The organism is Bifidobacterium olomucense, from assembly GCF_012932375.1.
Classification (GTDB): domain Bacteria; phylum Actinomycetota; class Actinomycetes; order Actinomycetales; family Bifidobacteriaceae; genus Bifidobacterium; species Bifidobacterium olomucense.
In genome coordinates this window covers 41,534-61,651 of record NZ_JAAIIG010000004.1, presented here as the reverse complement: position 1 = coordinate 61,651, position 20,118 = coordinate 41,534, and the positions used below count along the sequence as shown (strand labels likewise).

The following is a 20,118-nucleotide window of genomic DNA, read 5'->3' as shown; positions in this document are numbered from 1 at the left end:
GCAGACTGCGTCTGTAGCGGATAAGGCTCAGACCGATATATCAGTCGATACTGAGGATCTCAACGAAACGGTGATCGAGAACGTGCAGGACGCCTCACCACTGGGCGACACCTATCACCGTGGCCCGGTGATCTTGCGTGGTCCGATGATTCCGACCGACAACACCACCGCCAATCTGCTGAAGGCCGACGCCGACACCGACTGGCTGCATATGGACCCATGGCGGGTATTGCGCATCCAATCCGAATTCGTGGATGGCTTCGGCGCGCTCGCCGAACTCGGTCCCGCGGTTTCCATCTTTGGATCGGCACGGACTGAGCGCACCGATCCGATATACAAAGCGGCACGTCGTATGGGAAGCCTGATCGCCAAGCGCAACATTGCCGTCATTACCGGCGGCGGACCGGGCGTTATGGAAGCAGCCAATAGGGGAGCAGCGCTCGCAGGCGGCAAATCGGTGGGATTGGGCATCGAGCTACCACACGAACAGGGGTTGAACCAGTGGGTGAACCTCGGAATGAGTTTCCGATACTTCTTCGTGAGAAAGACCATGTTCGTCAAGTATTCCTCCGGCGTGATCGTCTGCCCGGGAGGTTTCGGCACGCTGGACGAGATGTTCGAATTATTGACATTGGTGCAGACCCACAAGGTGGCGGACATGCCGGTCGTATTGTTCGATAAAGCCTACTGGCAAGGGCTTTTCGACTGGCTTCGTGGGCCTGTAAGCGATCACGGCATGATTTCCTCCATCGACCCGCATCTCGTGACGTTGACGGACGACCCGGATGAGGCTGTGGAGGTGGTCACGAAGGGCCTCTGATGCTCATTCCGCAACATTCCGCAACAAACTTCACCTAGCCAATTGGCCAGATGGAGGCCCGTCATTGCCGGACAGGACATACCCGGCAACGTTGATCTTGCCGTATGTGTCGTAGTCGTATGCGTTATGGTTATTGGCCGCATACAGCTTGGCGAATCATCGTGGCATAGGCATATGCGCCGGTCATGGTCGGGTGTATGCCATCGTCATTAAGAAATTCAGGATGTCCCTCGCTGTAGGCGTGCCAGTCGATGATGCCCACATTCGGATTCTTGCTGGCCGCCTTGCGAAGCATGGTGTTGTTATTGTTCTCCTGCCATGGATAAGGCATTCGGATGGTGATGAAGTATGTCGGCTTGCCGTCCGTCAGATCGATGAGTTGTTGTACTTGCTCCTCGCTGTCGATGACCCCGTTGGTTCCCAGACCAAACACCATTACGCTGCCGGTATGTCCGCTGGCGGTATCCTGCTGCAATACATCGGTGGCCTGCGACAGTTGACGATTGGGATGGCCGTCGATGAAAGCGTTGGGAAATGCCGCTTGGATGGCGTCCGAGGTGCCGGAGGTTACCGAATCGCCGATCATCATCATATCGGCACTGCAGCTTTCCGTGGCGGGATCATATGTATAGCGGGTGATATCCAAATTGTTCGGTACCTTTTCCGCTATAGGTTTGATGGCCGGAGCTGCCGGTTGCACAGGGCTTTGGTCGCCATCGGTGCCGGATGATGATGGGGCTTCGCTTCGGGGCGCGGTGGACGGAGCTGGGTGCCGAGGCTTGACTGATCGTGCGGTGTTCGCCAACTCCGGACGAAGCTGCACGGCGCGAGTCTGAGCGATGCCTTGCCAATCGACCGGCGCCCAAGCCAGCGCGACCACAGTGAGCACTGCAATGGAGGACAACACCCATGACGCTGGCCGTAAGCCGGACCGTGGTATCTGTACAGCTGCGGCATGATGGCTGCGTGGCAAGAGCATTGGCGTACGAACGGCCTCAACCAACCGATAGAAGAGCTCAGACGCCACGAGAATGACGGCCGTCTCTGCCAGCCAACCCCACCATGGCAACGGTTGGGTGCGCGTCGCCGGGTTCATGAATTGCAACAACGGATAATGCATGACATACAGCGAGAACGAACGCGAACCGACATATCGCAACGGTACGCATCCCAATATCTTCGGCCATACTGAACGGTCGTCCATCGCACAGGCCAAAGCAGCAAGGCAGACCAAGGCGGCGATCAGATAGCCGCCCTGATACATGTATGCGACGTATCCGTTCGCAAACCAAAAGCTCGCCAAGATGGCTGCCAGTGCCAAGCCTCCAACCAGGTTGCGGATGATGACGGGTATCCGTGATTGTCCGCAACCTGCTGAGATATCGTGATGCCTGGTCGTGTTCGATGAAGTCGTCCATATGGCCAGCAATCCGCCTGCCGCAAGCTCGGCCAAACGGGTGTCGGTACCGTAATAGACGCGGGAGGTGCTGGATGGGTCAAACAACAGGTACATGGCGGTGGCCGAACTCAGCATGACGATTATGACAACCAGCGAACGTATCCATTTGGATCGGGTGATTCTTGCCAATGCCCATATCGCGAAGGGCCAGATCACATAAAACTGCATCGTCACGCTTAGAAACCAGAGGTGGGTCAAAGGGGATGGCAGTCCCGCAGCCTGAAAATAGGGGACCTTACGAAAGATGTATACCCAGTTGCTGGCGAATAACGCGCTGGGTAGCGCATCCGAGACGATTTTGATCAAAAGGCTGGGCGCAAATAACCAGGCCAACCACGGCACTATGGCTATGGTCGAGAGCAATACGGGCCAGATGCGTGTGATGCGTTTGATCAGATACCGCCCATAATCAAAAGTACCTGTCGCATCTACAGCGTTCATCACCGATCGTGTGGCCAGAAAACCGGTGATGACGAAAAACAATGTGACTCCGATGAAACCGCCTTGCAACAGGGAGGGACGCGTATGGAAGGCGATAACGCCAAGGATGGCTAGTGCACGGAGCCCGTCGATACCTTTCCAATGAACCGGACGCCGCGTGGATGATGCGGTGCTGGCAGGGGAGGCAATCGATGCGGTTCGCGATGTCGGATCAACGGCTGGTGTGCTCATAGCACCGTAAAATACTCTCGAAAAGTATCCTCCAAACGTCGTATTCCGTGTGCTAAAACCCGCGCGATGGTGCATAATCAGAAAACATGATGCTTCATCTTCATCTGGTCCGTCACGGACAGACGTACTTCAACCGCTACAACCGTCTTCAGGGATGGTCCAATTCGCCGCTGACCGAATCCGGCATTGCCGATGCCGTCAAAGCCGGAGAGCGTCTCAAGCAGATTCGTTTTGCAGCAGCCTATTGTTCGGATACCACTCGTGCGCAGCAGACGGCACAGACGATTCTCGATATCAATGAGACCGCCGGCAATCCGCGGCCGGACCTGATCGCTGACATGCATCTTCGCGAGCAGTTCTATGGTTATTACGAAGGTCTTGATATGGCCATGGCTTGGTATGCCGCCGGTGCCCCTCACGGAGCCAAGACCTACAACGAGATCGTGGAGAAATTCGGTCTGTCGGCTTCCCGCGATTTTCTTAAGGAAGCCGATCCATTCCATGACGCGGAATCTGATGAGGAGTACTGGGCTCGCGTGGAAGGTGCGTTTGCCTTGATCGCAGCAAATCCGATACTCAAGGATGGTGACGATGTGCTGCAGATCTCGCACGGCAATACCCTGCTGAGCCTCGGCCATCGGTTCGGTGGTCCTGATCTTGATCTGAGCGTGCGTCCGGCCAATGGATCGGTCACTCGTATCGATTTCGATACCGACAAGCCGTTCGCGCAAGCGTTGACCATCGTGTCATACGGTCAATGACAGTATGCCTGAAGGCTCTGGCCGATGCGCGGCAACGGTTGCAATCATGGGATTTGACCGTGATATGCCGAGGAAATAGGGGAGGAGTGCTACCCTTAAGCGAGTAAATGTGACCTCAAGGAGGCAACAATGGGAGTCGGAGAGATCGCTGGCCTGATCGCGGCCATCGCGTTTGCAGTACTGGCCGGATTCATGATCTATCCGCTGATCAGGTTGGGCAAGATGTTCGATCAGATTGCGCAGACCGTCAAGGAATCCGGTGAGCATGCCATTCCCGCATTGGACGAAGGCGTAACCACTGTCCGACAGGTCAACAAGTCGCTTGAGGATGTCAATAAGATATCCGCCGCAGCTTCCACCACCGCCAATAACGTTGGAGCTTTGACCGATCTGTACGGGTCCTTCCTTGGCAAGCCCGTTATCAAGGTTGCCTCCAGTGTATATGCGCTGAAGGCAACCGCACAGTCCTTCCTCGCCGAAGGCGTCGCCAAAACCGCTTCGGACAGCGTAAAGGAGCAGTGATGTTCAAACGCATCTTCTGGGTCGGGCTCGGAATGGCAGTCGGTATTGTCGCCGTCACCAAGGCACAGGCCTATGTGAAGGCCAATACGCCGGATAAGGCTCGCCAGTTCCTGCTCGGTCCCGATCAGGAACACGTCGCGGTCAGGACATTAGAAGGACTGATCAACGAATTCAACACCATACGTCGAGCCCGTGAGGACGAGCTGAACCGCCAATACATCGAGCGGACCAGATAGCCGATCGGCTTGAGATGTCGATAATTCGGTGTTGATCCCGCCTCAATCGAACAATTCTTTCCCCAAATCAAACCGGGCCATTGTGCCTAAAAACCAACAAGGAGTACATCCCGACATGCGCACTGCGGAAATCGCAAAGCGATACCTCGATTACTTCGCCAAGCATGACCATCTTGTTGTGCCTTCGGCGTCGCTGATCTCCCCGAATCCCACCACGCTGTTCACCATCGCAGGCATGGTGCCGTTTATCCCGTATCTGATGGGCGAGCAGACTCCGCCGAAGCATCGCATGGCCTCCAACCAGAAGTGCGTGCGTACCCTTGATATCGACGAAGTCGGCAAGACCACTCGCCACGGCACCTTCTTCCAGATGCTCGGCAATTTCTCCTTCGGTGATTACTTCAAGGAAGAGGCCATCCATTACGCATGGGAGCTGCTCACCACCCCGCAGGATCAGGGCGGCTATGGTTTCGACCCGGAAAAGCTGTGGATGACCACCTTCACCGATGACGACGAGGCCCGCTCCCTGTGGATCAATGAGGGCGTGGATCCTGAGCACATTCAAAAGATGGGCATGGAAGACAACTTCTGGACCACCGGTGGCCCCGGCCCCGGCGGCCCCTGCTCCGAGATCTATGTGGATCGCGGCCCCGAATTCGGTAAGGAAGGCGGTCCGATCGCCGACGAAAACCGTTACATCGAGATTTGGGACCTCGTGTTCGAAAACTACGAGGTCGACAACGTCAAGTCCAAGACCGACCTTCACATCGTCGGTGAGCTTGAGAACAAGAACATCGATACCGGTGCCGGTCTGGAGCGTCTTGCCTATCTGATGCAGGGCAAGAACAACATCTACGAGACTGACGAGGTCTTCCCGGTCATCGAAGCCGCCGAACGCCTGTCCGGTTTGAAGTATGGCGAGGATGCGGACGCCGATGTACGTTTCCGCGTTGTGGCCGACCACGTGCGTTCCGCCCTGATGATCATGTCCGATGGCGTGCGTCCCTCCAATGTGGGCCGTGGCTACGTGCTGCGTCGTCTGCTGCGTCGCACCGTGCGTTCCATGCGTATGCTCGGTGTCACCGATCCGGTGCTGCCGACCCTCTTCCCGACCTCCAAGGCTGCGATGGAAGCCAGCTACCCGGAGCTCAACGACACCTTCCATGAGGTGTCCGAGTCCGCATATGGTGAGGAGGACGCCTTCCGCCGTACGCTGGAAACCGGTACCACCATTCTCGATGTTGCCGTCAACAAGGCCAAGAGCGATTCCTCCGAGCCGACCGTGACCGGTGAAGACGCGTTCAAGCTGCACGATACCTATGGCTTCCCGATCGAGCTCACCCTCGAAATGGCGGCTGAGCAGGGTGTGAAGGTGGACGAAGCCAAGTTCCGTGAACTGATGGCCGAACAGAAGTCCCGCGCCCGCGCCGACGCTTTGAAGAAGCGTCACAACGTGGATCTGTCTGTCTACGACGATTTCAAGAAGACTTTGGCCAAGCCGATCGACTTCCTCGGTTACACCGATATGTCCGCCCGTGCCAAGGTCATCGGCATCATGCAGGAAGGCAAGGGTTCCGTACCCGCAGTCACCGGCCCGGCCAACATCGAAGTCATCCTTGACCGCACTCCGTTCTACGCGGAGGCCGGCGGCCAGCTGGCCGATCAGGGCGAGATTCTCTCCGACGATGGTGCCGTGCTTGAAGTTGATGACGTGCAGAAGCCGATCAAGGATCTTATCGTTCACCAGTGCCGTCTGACCGAAGGCACCTTGGTGGTCGGTGCCGAGGTGAACGCCAACATCGACCTGAACCGTCGTGGCGCCATCGCCCGTTCCCACACCGCCACCCACATGGTGCATAAGGCGCTGCGCGAGGAGCTCGGTCCGCAGGCTACCCAGCGTGGTTCCGAAGATGCCCCGAACCGTCTTCGTTTCGACTTCCAGTGGTCCAAGGCTCCGGCCAAGTCCGTGATCTCCGCGGTCGAAGAGCGCGTAAACGACAAGCTGCGCGACAATCTGGCGGTGACCACCAAGGAAATGAAGTTTGACGACGCCATCGCCCTTGGTGCCATGCACCTGTTCGGTGAGAAGTACGGCGACATCGTGCGCGTGGTCTCCATCGGCGAAGACGGTTGGAGCCGCGAGCTGTGCGGTGGTACTCACGTTGATCACGTCGGCAAGATCGGTATGGTCAACATCCTGTCCGAGGCGTCCATTGGCCAAGGTGTGCGTCGTGTGGATGCCGTCGTGGGCCAGGGTGCCTACGACTTCAACGCCCGTGAGCATGCGCTGGTCTCCCAGCTGTCCGACAAGCTTAATGCTCGCCCCGATGAGCTGGCGGAACGCGTGAACACCCTTCTGGCCAAGCTCAAGGAAGCCGATCGTCGTCTTGCTGCCATGTATGAGGGCCAGCTTGCTGCGGCTGTGCCTGCACTGGTGGCTGCCGCCAAGGATTCCGATGCGCCGGTCAAGGCTGCGGTCAAGAACGTGGGTCATTTCGGCTCGTTCGATGCACTGCGCAAGACGGTGCTGGACGTGCGCGGCCAGCTCGGTGAGGATGCGCCGGCGGTAGTGGCTCTTGCCGGTGTCTCCGCCGATGACAAGCCGATGGTCGCCGTGGCTACCAATGAGGCCGCACGCAAGGCCGGTATCAAGGCTGGCGATCTGGTGCGTGGAGCCTCCAAGATCCTCGGCGGTGGCGGCGGCGGCAAGCCGGACTTCGCCCAGGGCGGCGGTGCCGATGCCACAAAGATTGACGAAGCCCTCGAAGCGCTCAAGCACGAGGCGCAGAAGGCCTGACCAAGCCCGTGGTCTGGTTAGGCGTTGATCTAGGTAATGCCCGGGTCGGACTTGCATTGTCCGACCCGGAGCTTACTTTTGCACATCCTGCCGGCAATATTCATGTCGGCGGTGACTACTTCTTTGCTATTGATGAGGTTCTTGACGTCATAGAAGACGAGCATGTGACTCACGTTGTAGTGGGCCTGCCGTTGCAAATGGACGGTACTGAAGGTAAGAGCGCCAAAAAGGCACGTCGATGGGCGGCCAATCTCAGCAAAAGGCTTGAGGCGCAGAGCGAAGAAAGTTATGAGGAGGAACACCAGATTCCGCAGGTATCATTAGTGGATGAGAGATTGACGACAGTCAGTGCGCATCGTCAGTTGTTTGAGGCACATAGGTCCTCAAACAAGCATAGGCCGGTAGTGGATCAGCAGTCGGCAGTAGTGATTTTGCAGACGGCGCTTGACCGCGCAAGGGAACAGTGAGGTACCGGTCATGTCTGATGATTTTAATGATTTTTTCGGAGACAACGCGCATTGGGTTTCCTCAGGAAATGAGGCCGACGGTGTCTCCGAGCCGCCTCAGCCACCGAAATCTCGTAAGGAGATGCGTCAACGTCGCGCACAGCGCAAGCGTAAAAAGATGGGTGGCATCATCATTGCCGTCATCATAGCGGCGTTGCTTATTGGCATAGGGTATGTTGGCGTGAGCAAGGTTATCGCATGGCGTGATAGTCATACTCAGACCACGGCCATTGCGGATTATCCGGGGCCCGGTGACGGCGAGGTGCAGTTCACTGTCGCTGAAGGGGAAGGCGCAGTCGAAGTCGCTAATAACCTGTTGAAAGCAGAAATCATCAAGTCCACTGCGGCGTTCACCAGCGTGGTGGACGCCAATGATGTCACGCTGTATCCAGGAACCTTCACGTTGAAGCGGCATATGGCGGCTTCGGATGTGATTGCCATCTTGTCGGATCCGAATCAGGCTTCCGGTTTCCTTGAAGTCAAGCCTGGCGAACGTGCTTCCGCCGTGATCGCTTCGGCCGCGCAGCTTTCAGGCATCGACCAGAGTGATTTCGACGCCATTGTAAAAAACAAAGGCAAGGGAATTCTCCCGGACGAAGCGGCGGGAAGCTTTGAAGGCTGGTTCGAGCCCGGTACCTATAACGTCAAAGGCATGAAAGACGCTTCGGAAATACTCAAGACCATGGTGGACAAGCGTATCGCCAAACTTGATGAGCTGGGTGTTCCTACTGGTTCCGAACGTGAACGGGTGATGATTATCGCATCTATCGCCGAGGCGGAAGTCAATAAAGAGGATTATTACGGGAAAGTGACGCGTGTCATCGAGAACCGTCTGGAACAAGGTATGACCTTGGGCATGGATTCCACTGTTGCCTATGGCAATGATGTGAAGCCGGCGCAGGTCACTACAGCCATGATCGAAGATGATTCGAACCCCTACAATACCTACAAGATCGCAGGCTTGCCGCCGACGCCGATCAGCAACCCGGGAGACAATGCTATTCAGGCGGCATTGCACCCCGAAGATGGTGACTGGCTGTACTTCTGCACCGTGAACCTCAACACCGGCGAGACGAAGTTCGCTGTCACGGCAGAAGAGCATGAGCAGAATGTGGCTGAACTGCGTCAATGGCAGGCTGACAATCAGTAGGACTCCGTAATCGTCACGCGATAGCGGCCAAGGCAACCGAAATGGCTGCTCCCGTCAGTATCGCCGGAACATACGGGATTTTCCCCGCATACGCCGGATTGCGCTGTGGATCGAATTTGGTCCACAGCGCAATCCACATCAATCCGCATACACCCATTGCCAGCCACCAGACCACAATGTAAGTCAGTCCCAGCAAACCTACTGCCAATCCCATCGGAATCATGGCCGTCACATCGCCGAAGCCCAGCGATTTCGGTGCCGCCAGTGCCAAAGCGAGCTGAATGAATGCACACAGCACGGTGAACAACAAGGCCTGCAACAGCGCAAACAAATCATTTGTCCACACACCGTAGGCGAAATCCGCGGCAAGCTGGAGTATAGCGCCGATCATCATCCAGATCACCGGTACACGGCGGTGTCGCAGATCTTCAATGGACAAGGCGAGCCCACATAGCAGACCGGGCAACGTGAACAGGTATGGCATGGCTTACCATTATCCCCTAGTTATCGACCGACGAAAGAGGAGAAACGCTATGTTGCGTTGGCAGACGGCAGGGGAGTCGCATGGCGAGGCGCTGGTGGCCATGATTGAAGGACTTCCGGCTGGCATTCGTATCAGCACGGACGACATTGTCGCGGCATTGGCCCGTCGACGTCTCGGCTATGGCCGTGGCGCGCGTATGAAGTTTGAGCAGGACAAAGTACGACTGCTTACCGGCGTTCGTCACGGGTTGACGTTGGGTTCGCCGGTTGCCATCGAAATCGCCAATACCGAATGGCCCAAGTGGACTGAAGTCATGAGTGCGGATGCGCTTGACCACGAGTTGCCGCGTGAGGGACGTAACGCTCCGCTAAGCCGTCCCCGTCCTGGACATGCTGACCTGACCGGTATGCGCAAATACGGATTCGATGACGCCCGTCCGGTGCTTGAGCGTTCCAGCGCACGCGAAACCGCATCCCGTGTGGCTTTGGGCGAGGTGGCGCGTCAATTCCTTGAACAGGCACTGGGCGTACGCACTGTCTCCCATGTGATTTCTATTGGCGGCGCTGGCGTTGAGGATGCCGACCACGCCGTGCTGCCTACCCCTGATGATGTAGCCGCACTTGATGCTTCGCCGGTACGCACCTTGGACCAGGCCGCCGAGAAGCGCATGATCGCACGTATTGATGAGATCAAGTCCAATGCGGATACCGTCGGGGGCGTGATTGAAGTCATCGCCTACGGCATGCCTGCCGGTGTAGGCACGTACGTGGAATCCGACCGTCGTCTTGATGCGGCGCTTGCCGGTGCCGTAATGGGCATTCAGGCCATCAAGGGTGTGGAAATCGGTGATGGCTTCCTGGAAGCGGTGCGTCCCGGCTCTGCGGCCCACGATGAGATGGTGCCCGGAGAAGACGGACATATCACGCGGTTGACCAACCGTGCCGGCGGCATTGAGGGCGGCATGTCCAATGGACAGCCGATTCGTGTACGTGCGGCCATGAAACCGATTCCTTCCATTCCCAGAGCGCTTCGCACTGTGGACGTGCTGACCGGAGAAGCTGCCGCCGCCATCAACCAGCGTTCGGATTCGACCGCCGTGCCCGCCGCCGCCGTGGTGGCCGAGGCCATGGTTCGGTTGACATTGGCCAAGTATGCGTTGGAGAAGTTCGGTGGCGACAGCGTTGAGGAGACGCGTCGTAATTGCGAGCAGTATCTCGCTTCCTGGCCGGAGCACATGAGGTGAGCAAAGCTATGCGTCCCCGCGCTGTCATCATCGGTATGATGGGTGCAGGCAAGACCCGCGTCGGCAAAGAGGTAGCGCATATCATGCATCTGCCGTTCGCCGACGCCGATGTAGAGATCGAGCGTGAAGTGGGAATGAAAATTCCTGCATACTTCGAGCGCTATGGCGAACCGGCGTTCCGTAAAGTCGAAGCCGAGCTCATCGCGTATTTCCTGGAGGATTTCGACGGTATCTTCTCTTTGGGAGGCGGCGCCCCAATGACGGCATCCACTCAGGATGCGTTGGCTTCGTACATCGAAGATGGTGGACGGGTGGTCTACCTTGATGCAGACCCTGCGGAGGCCATGGAACGCGCAAACCGTGGAGGTGGCCGTCCCATGCTCAATGGTGATGCCAACGCCCGCTGGAAGATGCTGTTCGCCCAACGCGATCCGGTGTTCCGCTCGGTTGCGAACGTCCATGTACATACTCGTGGCATGACCCCTCAGGGAGCGGCCAGAAAGGTGATTGATATGGTTTCGCAGAGAACCGTACATGTTACCGGCACTTCGATTGATCCATATGATGTGGCCATCGGACAAGGCGCGATGAACCATTTGGCTGACGTACTTGGAGACAAGCCGGTGCGTGTCGCGTTGATTCATACGCAGCCGGTGCAGCGTCATTCTGATCGAGCGCGTGCGCTGCTTCGTCAGAGCGGCTATGAGGTGTCCGATATCGTGATTCCCGATGCGGAATCCGGCAAAACCAGTGCCGTGGCAAACGGCATTTGGGAACGTCTCGGCGAAGAAGGCTTCACCAGATCCGACGCCGTGGTGGGACTCGGCGGCGGTGCCGCTACTGATTTGGCTGGCTTTGTCGCCGCTACCTGGATGCGTGGAGTGCGATACGTGAATTGCCCCACTTCACTGCTGGCCATGGTGGATGCCTCCACCGGCGGTAAAACCGGCATCAATACGCCGCAGGGCAAGAATCTTGTGGGATCGTTCTATACGCCGGCCGGCGTATTGGCCGATACCAAGACCTTGGCCTCGCTGCCTAACGACATCTTCATCGAAGGATTGGGCGAGGTAGCCAAGTCCGGCTTCATCGGTGACCCCGAAATTCTTTCGTTGCTGGAGGCTCATGCCGATGAGCTGCGCGCTTTCAACGGTGCCGTTTTTCTGGGTACACCGTTGGAGAACGTGGTCTGTGAACTTATTGAGCGTACGGTGAGTGTCAAAGCCCGTCATGTTTCCGCTGACCTGAAGGAAAAAGGACTGCGGGAATTCCTCAATTACGGACATACGTTGGGGCATGCCATCGAGAAGCTGGAACACTTCCGCTGGCGGCATGGCAACGCGGTGGCGGTAGGCATGGTATATGCGGCGGAGCTCGCATGCATTTTGGGCTATATCGACCGTGATCTGGTGGATTACCATCGTACGCTGCTGACCTCTTTGGGACTGCCGACCTCATGGCATGACGGTTCGTTCGAAGACGTGCTTGCACTGATGCATCGCGACAAGAAGGCTCGCGGCAACGAGCTGCGTTTCGTGGTGCTCGACTCCATCGGACATGTGGTGCATCTTGACAATCCGCCCGCCGATGCCGTGCGCGAGGCGTTCGAGCGGATCCGGCGCTGATCCCGCCACCGAAGCTGCGACTCCGTTACTGTTCGACACATTATTTTCCGAGTGGCTCTTTTCTCATCAGAGGAGTCACTCGGAAGACATAATCTCAGGTTTCTTAGTGGAAGATTATTTCACTCAACTCTGCCATCGATCAAAGGAGCGATCATGACCAAAGTCATCGTTGTCAATGGGCCTAACCTCGGACGTCTTGGTGTGCGTCAGCCGGATGTATATGGCCGGCAGGATTTGGAGGAATTACGCCGTCTGTGCATGTCTTGGGGCGCGGAATTGGGGCTCGATGTCGAGGTGCGCCAAAGCGATGATGAAGCGGAGATGGTTCGCTGGATGCATCAGGCCGCCGATGAGAAGACACCGGTCGTGATGAACCCTGCCGCATTCACCCATTATTCCTATGCGCTGGCGGATGCCGCGCATATGGTTGGCGATGCAGGATTGCCGCTGATGGAAGTGCATATCTCCAATCCGTCCGCGCGTGATGAATTCCGCAAGCGTTCCGTGATTTCACCGGTCGCCACCGGCACCATCACCGGCATGGGATTCTTTGGTTACAAGCTGGCGCTCGAATCCATCGCACATCTTGTCAACAACTGATGCGTCGAAGACGCTCCTTGGTACGGCATACAGCGAAAAGGATGTTCGGGATTGCCTGAATTGTGACGGCTTAAGCCTCAGACATTGTCTATAACAAAACGGTGTCGCCCTGCTTCATCGAAAGCGGGGCGACACCGTTTTGTAATTGCTATGGGCATCGCTATGGGCGAGGTGCATCACCGCGTACCTCACCCATTTTTACTGTGCCTACTTCTTGCGAGCCACGTACATCTGCGTGTTCAGTAGCGTAGTGTAACGCTTGATCACCTTCGGACGAATCACCTTCATCGAGGCGGTCATCAGACCGTTCTCTTGGCTAAACTCTTCAGGCAGCAGAATGAACTTACGAACCGATTCGGCGCGGGAGACACCTTCGTTGGCCTGATCGACCCACTTCTGCACCTCAGCGCGCACCGCGGCATTCTGCGTGGCGTCTTCCATGGACATGTTCTCATCCAGTCCCTTGGCGGCCAACCATGGACGCAGCGCCTCCTCGTCCAGCGTGATAAGCGCAGAGATAAACGGGCGCTTATCACCCAGCACCAGTGCCTGCGAGACAATTTCGCAACGCTGGATGACCTCTTCGATCGGACCGGGGGAAACGTTCTTGCCGCCTGCGGTGATGATCAGATCCTTCTTGCGGCCGGTGATGTACAGGAAGCCGTCGTTATCGATGCGACCGAGATCGCCGGTGGCGTACCATCCGTCCTCGGTGAAGGACAATTCGGTGGCTTCGTCGTTCTTGTGATAACGCGGGAAAACAGCACGGCCCTTGACCTGAATCTCACCATCTTCGGCGATGCGCAACGAGAATCCAGGGAATGCGATGCCCACGGAACCGGCGTGGAACGGCGTGCCCAACGGATTGAATGCACACGGGGCAGTGGTTTCGGTCAGACCATAGCCTTCGTAAACCGGCACACCGGCACCACGGAAGAATGCGAGCAGCTCGGGATCCAGCGGAGCGCCGCCGGCCACGATCCACTTCGCACGGCCGCCCAGCACCTCACGCAGCGAGGAGTACACCACCGGATCGAATGCGGCGCGCTTGGCGCGGGCCAAGGCACCGGCCTTGCCGTTCGCGGAAATCTCCTTCATATAGTTCTGCGCAGCCACCACCGCAGAGGCGAACACCACGCCCTTGGGACCGTGGCCGGCCTTCTGAGAGGCAGCGTTGTACACCTTTTCCAGCACGCGGGGCACCACGATCATGATGGACGGCTTGGCCACCTGCAAGTCGGCGATGAGCGTCTTGATGCCGGTAGCGATATAGATATGAATATTGGATGCCACCACAATGTAGTTGATGGCACGTGCGAAGGAATGTGCCTGCGGCAGGAACAGAAGAATGGTGTTCTTCTTGTCGTGCAACAGGTCCGGCATATAGTCGGGCAGATTCAGCGCGGTCTGGCAGTAGTGCTCATGTGTCATCTCCACGCCCTTCGGCGCAGCCGTGGAACCGGAAGTATACACGATGGAGCACAGGTCGGTCTTTTTGATGGAATCGATGCGCTCATCGAGTTCTTCATCCGAGACTCCGGCACCATACGCCTTGATCTCGTCGAGTCCACCAGTCTCGATCGTGATGATGTGCTCAAGGGAGGGGCATTCCTCCACGGCACCGTCTGCTTTGTCTCGCATGGCGGTGTCCTGCACGATGAGCAGACGAGCGTCCGAATTGTTCACGATGTTGCGGATCTGCTCGGCGGAATCGGTGTCGTAGATAGTGGCCAGCACGCCGCCGCAAGCCATGATGGCAGCATCCGTCAAATCCCATTCGTAAGAAGTGCGGCACATGAAAGCCACGCCGTCGCCCTTCTTGAGACCATAGTGCAGCAGACCCTTGGCCACGGCGCGTACATCGGCAAGGAATTCATTGGCGGTTACGGTGGTCCATTCGTCGCCCACCTTATAGGTGTAGAGCGGCTCATCACCCATGCGTGCGGCACGATCCGCGTACAGGTCATAGATGGACATGCCTTCGTCCAGCGGCGGGTTGCCTTCGGTGGAGGTGGTCAGCAGTCCGGTAACCGGATCGATGTCGGTGACGGTCAGATGACCATCGTCCCAATCGTCGGTATGAGGCAAGGCGATGTCCGTCTCCGCAGGAACATCCGCGTTCGAGAGATAATCGGGCTCATCCGGGGTGTCGTCATGAACCGGGTGAACGAAGTCGGATCCCAACCGGAGCGCTTTTCGGGTGAGGTTGATGGTGTGCTGCGTAAAGGAATTGATAACCGACAAGTCTTACTCCTGTAAACCTTTCAGTGTCGTCCGACCGATGCGGCGAACGCTTCTCAACCAGCCAATTGTAATAGGCGCAGCAGAACTCGTCACCTTACGCAACCGTAGGAAAACCCTACGTAACCGTAGGTTTCGCGGTGATGCTTCAACCGAGCCTTGTCCAAAATCACCTGCTGCATGCCTTGGATTCGCGGCTTTCGGCTACACTTACCTTCGGATAATTATGTCCGATGGACGTTATGTCCGTTTCGAGCAACGAAAAAAGAAAGGGCTCTCATGGCGCAAAACCAAGAAGCCACCGTGGTGTTCGGCGTTCTCAATGAAACGTCGGCAACGGAATCTCGCGTCGCACTGACGCCGGATATCGTCACCCGGCTGAAGAGGAGTGGAATCTCCTCGATTATTGAATCGGGTGCCGGCATTGCCGCCGAATACACCGATGAAGATTACGAAAAGGCTGGTGCGAAGGTGGCCGGCCGCAATGAAGTATTGGCCGAAGCCGATGCCCTCGGCTTTGTGGATCGTCCTTCTTCGGAGATCGTGGCGTCCCTGAAGGCCGGACAGTGGGTGATCGGCATGCTCGGTTCCTTCACCGATGCCGACTACATCGCCGCACTTGAACAGGCTGGTTTGGTGGGTATTGGCATCGAAAAGCTGCCGCGCAAGCTGTCCAGCGCTCAGTCCATGGACGAGATGACCTCGCAGAATTCCGTGATGGGCTATAAGGCCGCCATCGCCGCAGCTGATGCCTACGGCTCGTTCCTGCCGATGATGACCACTGCAGCAGGCACCATCCGTCCCGCCAAGGCATTGGTGCTGGGCGCGGGTATCGCCGGACTTCAGGCCATCGGCACGCTGCGTCGACTCGGCGCAGTGGTCACCGCTTATGACGTGCGTCCCGCATCCAAGGGAGAAGTTGAGTCGTTGGGTGCCAAGTTCCTGGACCTTGGACTTGACTTCTCTGCAGGGCAGGGCGAAGGCGGCTACGCTCGCGCCTTGACGGCCGAAGAGCAGGCCGCTCAGCAGGCCGCGGTCGATGAGAAGGCCGCCGGCTTCGACATCATCATCACCACCGCCAAGGTTCCCGGTCGCAAGCCCCCGGTGCTGCTCACCGCCGCTGGTGTCAAGGGATTGCATCGCGGTGCCGTGGTCGTAGACTGCGCGGCATCTGATCTTGGCGGCAATGTAGAAGGCTCTGTGATCGGCGAACAGGTGACGGAAGGCGGCGTCAAGCTGATTGGCGCTCCGTACCTCGCCTCGGGCGTGGCCACCACCGCATCCAACCTGCTTGCGCGCAATGTGGCCGACATCCTCGTCCATTTCGTGCGTGACGGCAAGCTCAGCCAGGATCTGAGCGAAGAGCTTGATGACGCATTGGTTGTCGCCGGCCGAGTCGCAACGCAGCCGGATGCAGCCGAATCCAATCAGGCCGGCAACTAAGGAAGAGGAAGAAGGAACATCATGCCTACTCTCGTCGTTTCCATCACCCTGTTCGTGCTTGCTCTGCTGATCGGCATCGAGGTGATTGGCAAGGTGCCTGCCACTTTGCATACGCCGCTGATGTCCGGCGCGAATTCCATCCACGGCATCGTTATCGTCGGCGTGGTGATTGTGGCCGCGGAAGCCAACTCGCCGCTCGCCTACGTTTTCATCTTCCTCGCCGCAGTGCTCGGCACCATGAATGTGGTCGGCGGCTATGTGGTCACCGATCGCATGCTGGAGATGTTCAAGTCCAACAAGAACGAGAAGAAGGGGGAGTCGAAGTAATGACCTCCGCAACCGTGGGAACCATCGACATCGTCGCATGGTTCGTCTACCTGTTCTCGGCCGTCATGTTCGTGGTCGGTCTGCATTTCATGAACTCCCCGAAGACCGCACGCAAAGGCAACCAGATCTCCGCATTCGGTATGGTTGTCGCCGTGCTGATGGCGTTCGTCGTGCTGTTTGCCAAGGGCTTCATCAACACCATTGCCGTTGTGGTGCTTGTAGTGGGCATCCTCATTGGCGCGGTGGCCGGTGTGGTCTCCGCCAAGAAAGTGCAGATGACCGATATGCCGCAGCTGGTCTCCGTGTTCAACACGGTGGGCGGCGGTGCTGCCGCGCTCGTGGCTCTCAACGACATCCTGACCAAGGATGGCACGCCTGACATCGTGGTGCTCATCACCGCAGGCCTCGGCATTCTGATCGGCTCCGTGACCTTCACCGGCTCGCTCATCGCCGCCGGCAAGTTGCAGGGCATCAAGTGGGTGAAGAAGCTTGCTCTGCCGGGCAAGGGCATTTGGAATGTGCTGTTCGCGGTCCTGTCCATCGCCTCGCTGGTCATGCTGTGCGTCCAGCCCGAACAGCGACTGCTGTGGTCCGTGCTGACCACCGTGTTCGCGCTGTGCTATGGCTTGGTCTTCGTGATTCCGATCGGCGGTGCTGATATGCCCGTCGTGATCTCCGTGCTCAACGCCTGCACCGGTACGGCTGTGGCCATGTCCGGTCTGGCCATCGATAACGTGGCCCTCATCGTGGCTGGTGCCTTGGTCGGCTCCGCCGGTGTGACACTGTCCATCCTCATGGCACAGGCCATGAACCGTCCGCTGCTGTCCGTCCTCGCTGGCGGCTTCGGCGGCGGCTCCGGAGCCGCCGCAGCCGGCGACGGTCCGGAAGGCACCATGAAAGAGACTACGGCCGATGATCTGGCTGTCCAACTCGTCTACGCCGAAAAGGTCATCTTCGTGCCCGGCTTCGGCCTGGCTCAGGCTCAGGCTCAGCGTGAACTCGCCGATCTGGGTGAACTACTCAAGGCTCATGGCGTTGAGGTCTCCTACGCCATTCACCCGGTGGCGGGACGTATGCCTGGCCATATGAACGTGCTGCTGGCCGAAGCCAATGTGCCCTACGAGGAGCTGGTCGATCTCGACGAGATCAATCCTCAGTTCCCGCAGGCCAACGTGGCCCTGGTCGTCGGCGCCAACGACGTGACCAACCCGGCCGCCCGCCGACCCGGCACCCCGGTCTCCGGCATGCCGATCCTCGACGTGGACAAAGCCCAGAACGTGGTCGTCATGAAGCGCGGCCGCGGCATGGGCTATGCCGGCATCCAGAACGAGCTCTACTTCGAGGACAACACGCAGATGCTGTTCGGCGACGCGAAGAAGAGTTTGCAAGCCGTCATCAACGCCGTCAAGGAATTGCTGGCCTGATGGAGCGTCCTCGGCACCGCAGCAGGTTCGACGTACCCTGCGTACGCCTTCACCTACTGCGGCACCGAGGCCGCACGCATCATGCCAGCAATTACATTGCTCGCGTAATGGAGCGTCGATAGGCGTTCTGGCTCCCCTCAAGAGGGGAGCCTTTTTTGATATACGGCCCGGATGCGAGTGTGACGAAGACGATGCGCGCATCCGGGAGCTGTGAACCTTATGCCGTGAATGGGGCGGCCGGAAGCCCTATGGCGTTGAACAGCGAAGCGGGCCCCCAGCTGTACCAGCCATAGCGTACGTGCGTCGGTTCGGGAACGTCGGGCGACGCCACGATCACCGCTTCGCCATCGATGAGTGCGTCCGCGGGATGATAGACCGTGGATTGGCTCCAATGTATTGGACGGTTTATTGAGGGACTGGGCAACGAAGGAGTTGATGGTCATGGCCGATCCGAGGCATCCGCGCAGGTTCACCGAGGAGTTTAAGCGGCAGATCGTGCAGTTGTACGAGAACGGCAAGCCGACGGTGGAGATCGAGCGCGAGTACGGCATCTGCCATTCCACCCTGCACCGGTGGGTGCGGGGGATCCGCAACAGCGGCTCGACCAGGGCGGCCGACAACCGCACGCCCGAGGAGAACGAGCCGGTCGAATTGCGCAAACGCAACCGCCAGTTGGAGATGGAGGTGGATGTTCTGAAACAAGCGGCGCCGGTATTCGCGCGAAAGTAGAGGTCATACGGTCCAACGCCGGCCGTTACCCCGTATCAGCGCAGTGCAGGATCCTGGGCGTTGCCAAGTCGACATACTACTGGATGCTCGAGCACCCCGAGACCGAACGCGTCGATCCCCATAAGGGCGATGTGGAGCGCGTGTGGAGGGACAGCGGCGAGGTGTACGGGGCCAGGAAGATCAAGGCCCGGCTGCGCCGTGAGCATATCGTCATGTCGCGCCGCCGCATCAACCGGATCATGAAGGCCGGGGGCATGGCGAGCTCGTATTCGAGGGCCCGGTACCGGCCGCATCCGTCGAAGCCGAACGACGATCCGGCCCCGAACATCCTCGGCCGTGAGTTCGACGGCTATAGGCCGCGCACGCATCTGGCCTCCGATCTGACCTACGTGAGGGTGGGCAACGGTTGGGCGTACGTCTGCCTGCCCGGCGACCTGGCCAACCGGCAGATCGCCGGCCATTCCGTGGGAGTCAGGCATGACACCGATCTCGTGCTGGCCGCGTTCGCCGCGCTGCGCTTCCCCCCCTGGATGAGATCGAGGTGTTCCACACGGACCGCGGCGGCGAGTTCACCGGGGAACGCATCGAACGCATGCTCGACGTGTTCGGCATCACGCGTTCCCTTTCCAGGCCGGGCAACCCGTACGACAACGCGGTGGTGGAATCCACCAACCGGCTCGTCAAGAAGGAGCTCATCCACAGGAACGTCTACACGAGCGTGGATCGACTGCGCTCGGACGTCAACCGGTACGTGTGGTGGTACAACCGCCAACGACTCCACTCGACCCTCGGATACCTGAGCCCCGTGGAGTTCACACAACAAGGAAAAACCCTCTAGAAACAGTCCAACACACTGTTGCCAATCCAATCGTGGAGCGGGGCCCTGCGGACGACGTGATTTTGCACCCGAAGAGCGAGTACACGAAGACGTTGATCGGGGCCGCGCCCGATCCGGAACGGCGTCTGCGTGAGCTGCGCGCGGCGCAGCGGACAGCGGCGTGATGGCGGACCGGCGGCGACATGCCGTCGGCCTGTTGTCTTTCCCGGTGTGACGATATAGTATTTACTTAAGCGTTTAA

At 58.3% G+C, this 20,118-nt stretch carries 18 protein-coding genes and 1 pseudogene; 16 read left to right on the top strand and 3 right to left on the bottom strand.

Going from position 1 to position 20,118, the window contains the following annotated elements; translation table 11 throughout:
• The first annotated feature begins 145 nt into the window (after nt 1–145).
• Nucleotides 146–820 carry an LOG family protein gene (locus G1C97_RS05725; protein WP_417852212.1) on the top strand — a complete coding sequence of 225 codons (675 nt, stop codon included), beginning with the start codon at nt 146–148 and terminating at the stop codon, nt 818–820.
• Between the two features lie 130 nt (nt 821–950).
• Here the strand turns inward: G1C97_RS05725 and G1C97_RS05720 are convergent, their stop codons facing one another.
• On the bottom strand, nt 951–2,951 hold the full coding sequence (locus G1C97_RS05720; protein ID WP_169240953.1) for an acyltransferase family protein: 2,001 nt from the start codon (nt 2,949–2,951) through the stop codon (nt 951–953).
• A gap of 86 nt (nt 2,952–3,037) precedes the next feature.
• On the opposite strand from G1C97_RS05720, the gene G1C97_RS05715 reads away from it, so the two are divergent.
• The 6 genes from G1C97_RS05715 (at nt 3,038) to mltG (ending at nt 8,923) form a co-directional block, all read left to right on the top strand.
• Nucleotides 3,038–3,712, top strand: coding sequence for a histidine phosphatase family protein (locus G1C97_RS05715; RefSeq protein ID WP_169240952.1), 675 nt, complete (start codon nt 3,038–3,040; stop codon nt 3,710–3,712).
• Between the two features lie 129 nt (nt 3,713–3,841).
• A complete protein-coding gene (locus tag G1C97_RS05710; protein ID WP_169240951.1) occupies nt 3,842–4,234 on the top strand; it encodes a DUF948 domain-containing protein in 393 nt (130 codons plus the stop codon).
• Nucleotides 4,234–4,470, top strand: coding sequence for a hypothetical protein (locus tag G1C97_RS05705; protein ID WP_169240950.1), 237 nt, complete (start codon nt 4,234–4,236; stop codon nt 4,468–4,470). Before G1C97_RS05710 ends, G1C97_RS05705 begins: the two co-directional genes overlap by 1 nt.
• A 115-nt stretch (nt 4,471–4,585) precedes the next feature.
• The gene (gene alaS, locus G1C97_RS05700) at nt 4,586–7,267 is read left to right on the top strand and encodes an alanine--tRNA ligase (RefSeq protein WP_100495900.1); all 2,682 of its coding nucleotides are present in this window, start codon (nt 4,586–4,588) and stop codon (nt 7,265–7,267) included.
• Between the two features lie 8 nt (nt 7,268–7,275).
• Complete coding sequence (ruvX, locus tag G1C97_RS05695) at nt 7,276–7,734, top strand: Holliday junction resolvase RuvX (RefSeq protein ID WP_335341338.1); 459 nt, start codon at nt 7,276–7,278, stop codon at nt 7,732–7,734.
• Nucleotides 7,735–7,744: 10 nt separating this feature from the next.
• Nucleotides 7,745–8,923: an endolytic transglycosylase MltG gene (gene mltG, locus G1C97_RS05690; RefSeq protein WP_169240949.1), complete on the top strand. Its 1,179-nt coding sequence runs from the start codon at nt 7,745–7,747 to the stop codon at nt 8,921–8,923.
• A gap of 13 nt (nt 8,924–8,936) precedes the next feature.
• On the opposite strand, the gene G1C97_RS05685 is transcribed toward mltG, so the two are convergent.
• Complete coding sequence (locus G1C97_RS05685) at nt 8,937–9,407, bottom strand: prepilin peptidase (protein WP_169240948.1); 471 nt, start codon at nt 9,405–9,407, stop codon at nt 8,937–8,939.
• Nucleotides 9,408–9,456: 49 nt separating this feature from the next.
• Here G1C97_RS05685 and aroC point away from each other — a divergent pair, with 49 nt between their 5' ends.
• The 3 genes from aroC (at nt 9,457) to aroQ (ending at nt 12,875) form a co-directional block, all read left to right on the top strand.
• Entirely contained in the window at nt 9,457–10,650 is a 1,194-nt protein-coding gene (gene aroC / locus G1C97_RS05680) for a chorismate synthase (RefSeq protein ID WP_100495896.1), read from the top strand.
• Between the two features lie 8 nt (nt 10,651–10,658).
• Complete coding sequence (locus tag G1C97_RS05675; protein WP_169241084.1) at nt 10,659–12,275, top strand: bifunctional shikimate kinase/3-dehydroquinate synthase; 1,617 nt, start codon at nt 10,659–10,661, stop codon at nt 12,273–12,275.
• A gap of 153 nt (nt 12,276–12,428) precedes the next feature.
• Nucleotides 12,429–12,875: a type II 3-dehydroquinate dehydratase gene (gene aroQ / locus G1C97_RS05670; RefSeq protein ID WP_169240947.1), complete on the top strand. Its 447-nt coding sequence runs from the start codon at nt 12,429–12,431 to the stop codon at nt 12,873–12,875.
• A 207-nt stretch (nt 12,876–13,082) separates the two neighbouring features.
• Here aroQ and G1C97_RS05665 read toward each other — a convergent pair whose 3' ends face one another.
• Nucleotides 13,083–15,119: an AMP-dependent synthetase/ligase gene (locus G1C97_RS05665; RefSeq protein ID WP_169240946.1), complete on the bottom strand. Its 2,037-nt coding sequence runs from the start codon at nt 15,117–15,119 to the stop codon at nt 13,083–13,085.
• A gap of 276 nt (nt 15,120–15,395) precedes the next feature.
• Between G1C97_RS05665 and G1C97_RS05660 the strand changes: the two genes are divergently transcribed.
• From G1C97_RS05660 to G1C97_RS12245, 6 genes and pseudogenes are all read left to right on the top strand, one after another.
• The gene (locus G1C97_RS05660) at nt 15,396–16,559 is read left to right on the top strand and encodes a Rossmann-fold NAD(P)-binding domain-containing protein (RefSeq protein ID WP_169240945.1); all 1,164 of its coding nucleotides are present in this window, start codon (nt 15,396–15,398) and stop codon (nt 16,557–16,559) included.
• Nucleotides 16,560–16,580: 21 nt separating this feature from the next.
• On the top strand, nt 16,581–16,886 hold the full coding sequence (locus tag G1C97_RS05655; RefSeq protein ID WP_033890970.1) for an NAD(P) transhydrogenase subunit alpha part 2: 306 nt from the start codon (nt 16,581–16,583) through the stop codon (nt 16,884–16,886).
• A complete protein-coding gene (locus G1C97_RS05650; RefSeq protein WP_100495891.1) occupies nt 16,886–18,310 on the top strand; it encodes an NAD(P)(+) transhydrogenase (Re/Si-specific) subunit beta in 1,425 nt (474 codons plus the stop codon). Before G1C97_RS05655 ends, G1C97_RS05650 begins: the two co-directional genes overlap by 1 nt.
• A 441-nt stretch (nt 18,311–18,751) precedes the next feature.
• Nucleotides 18,752–19,039 carry a transposase gene (locus G1C97_RS12255; RefSeq protein ID WP_240951026.1) on the top strand — a complete coding sequence of 96 codons (288 nt, stop codon included), beginning with the start codon at nt 18,752–18,754 and terminating at the stop codon, nt 19,037–19,039.
• Nucleotides 19,040–19,122: 83 nt separating this feature from the next.
• A pseudogene (locus tag G1C97_RS12250) lies at nt 19,123–19,260 on the top strand (IS3 family transposase); the annotation flags it as partial.
• Nucleotides 19,261–19,580: 320 nt separating this feature from the next.
• On the top strand, nt 19,581–19,877 hold the full coding sequence (locus G1C97_RS12245) for an integrase core domain-containing protein (RefSeq protein ID WP_335341337.1): 297 nt from the start codon (nt 19,581–19,583) through the stop codon (nt 19,875–19,877).
• The last annotated feature ends 241 nt before the right edge of the window (nt 19,878–20,118 follow it).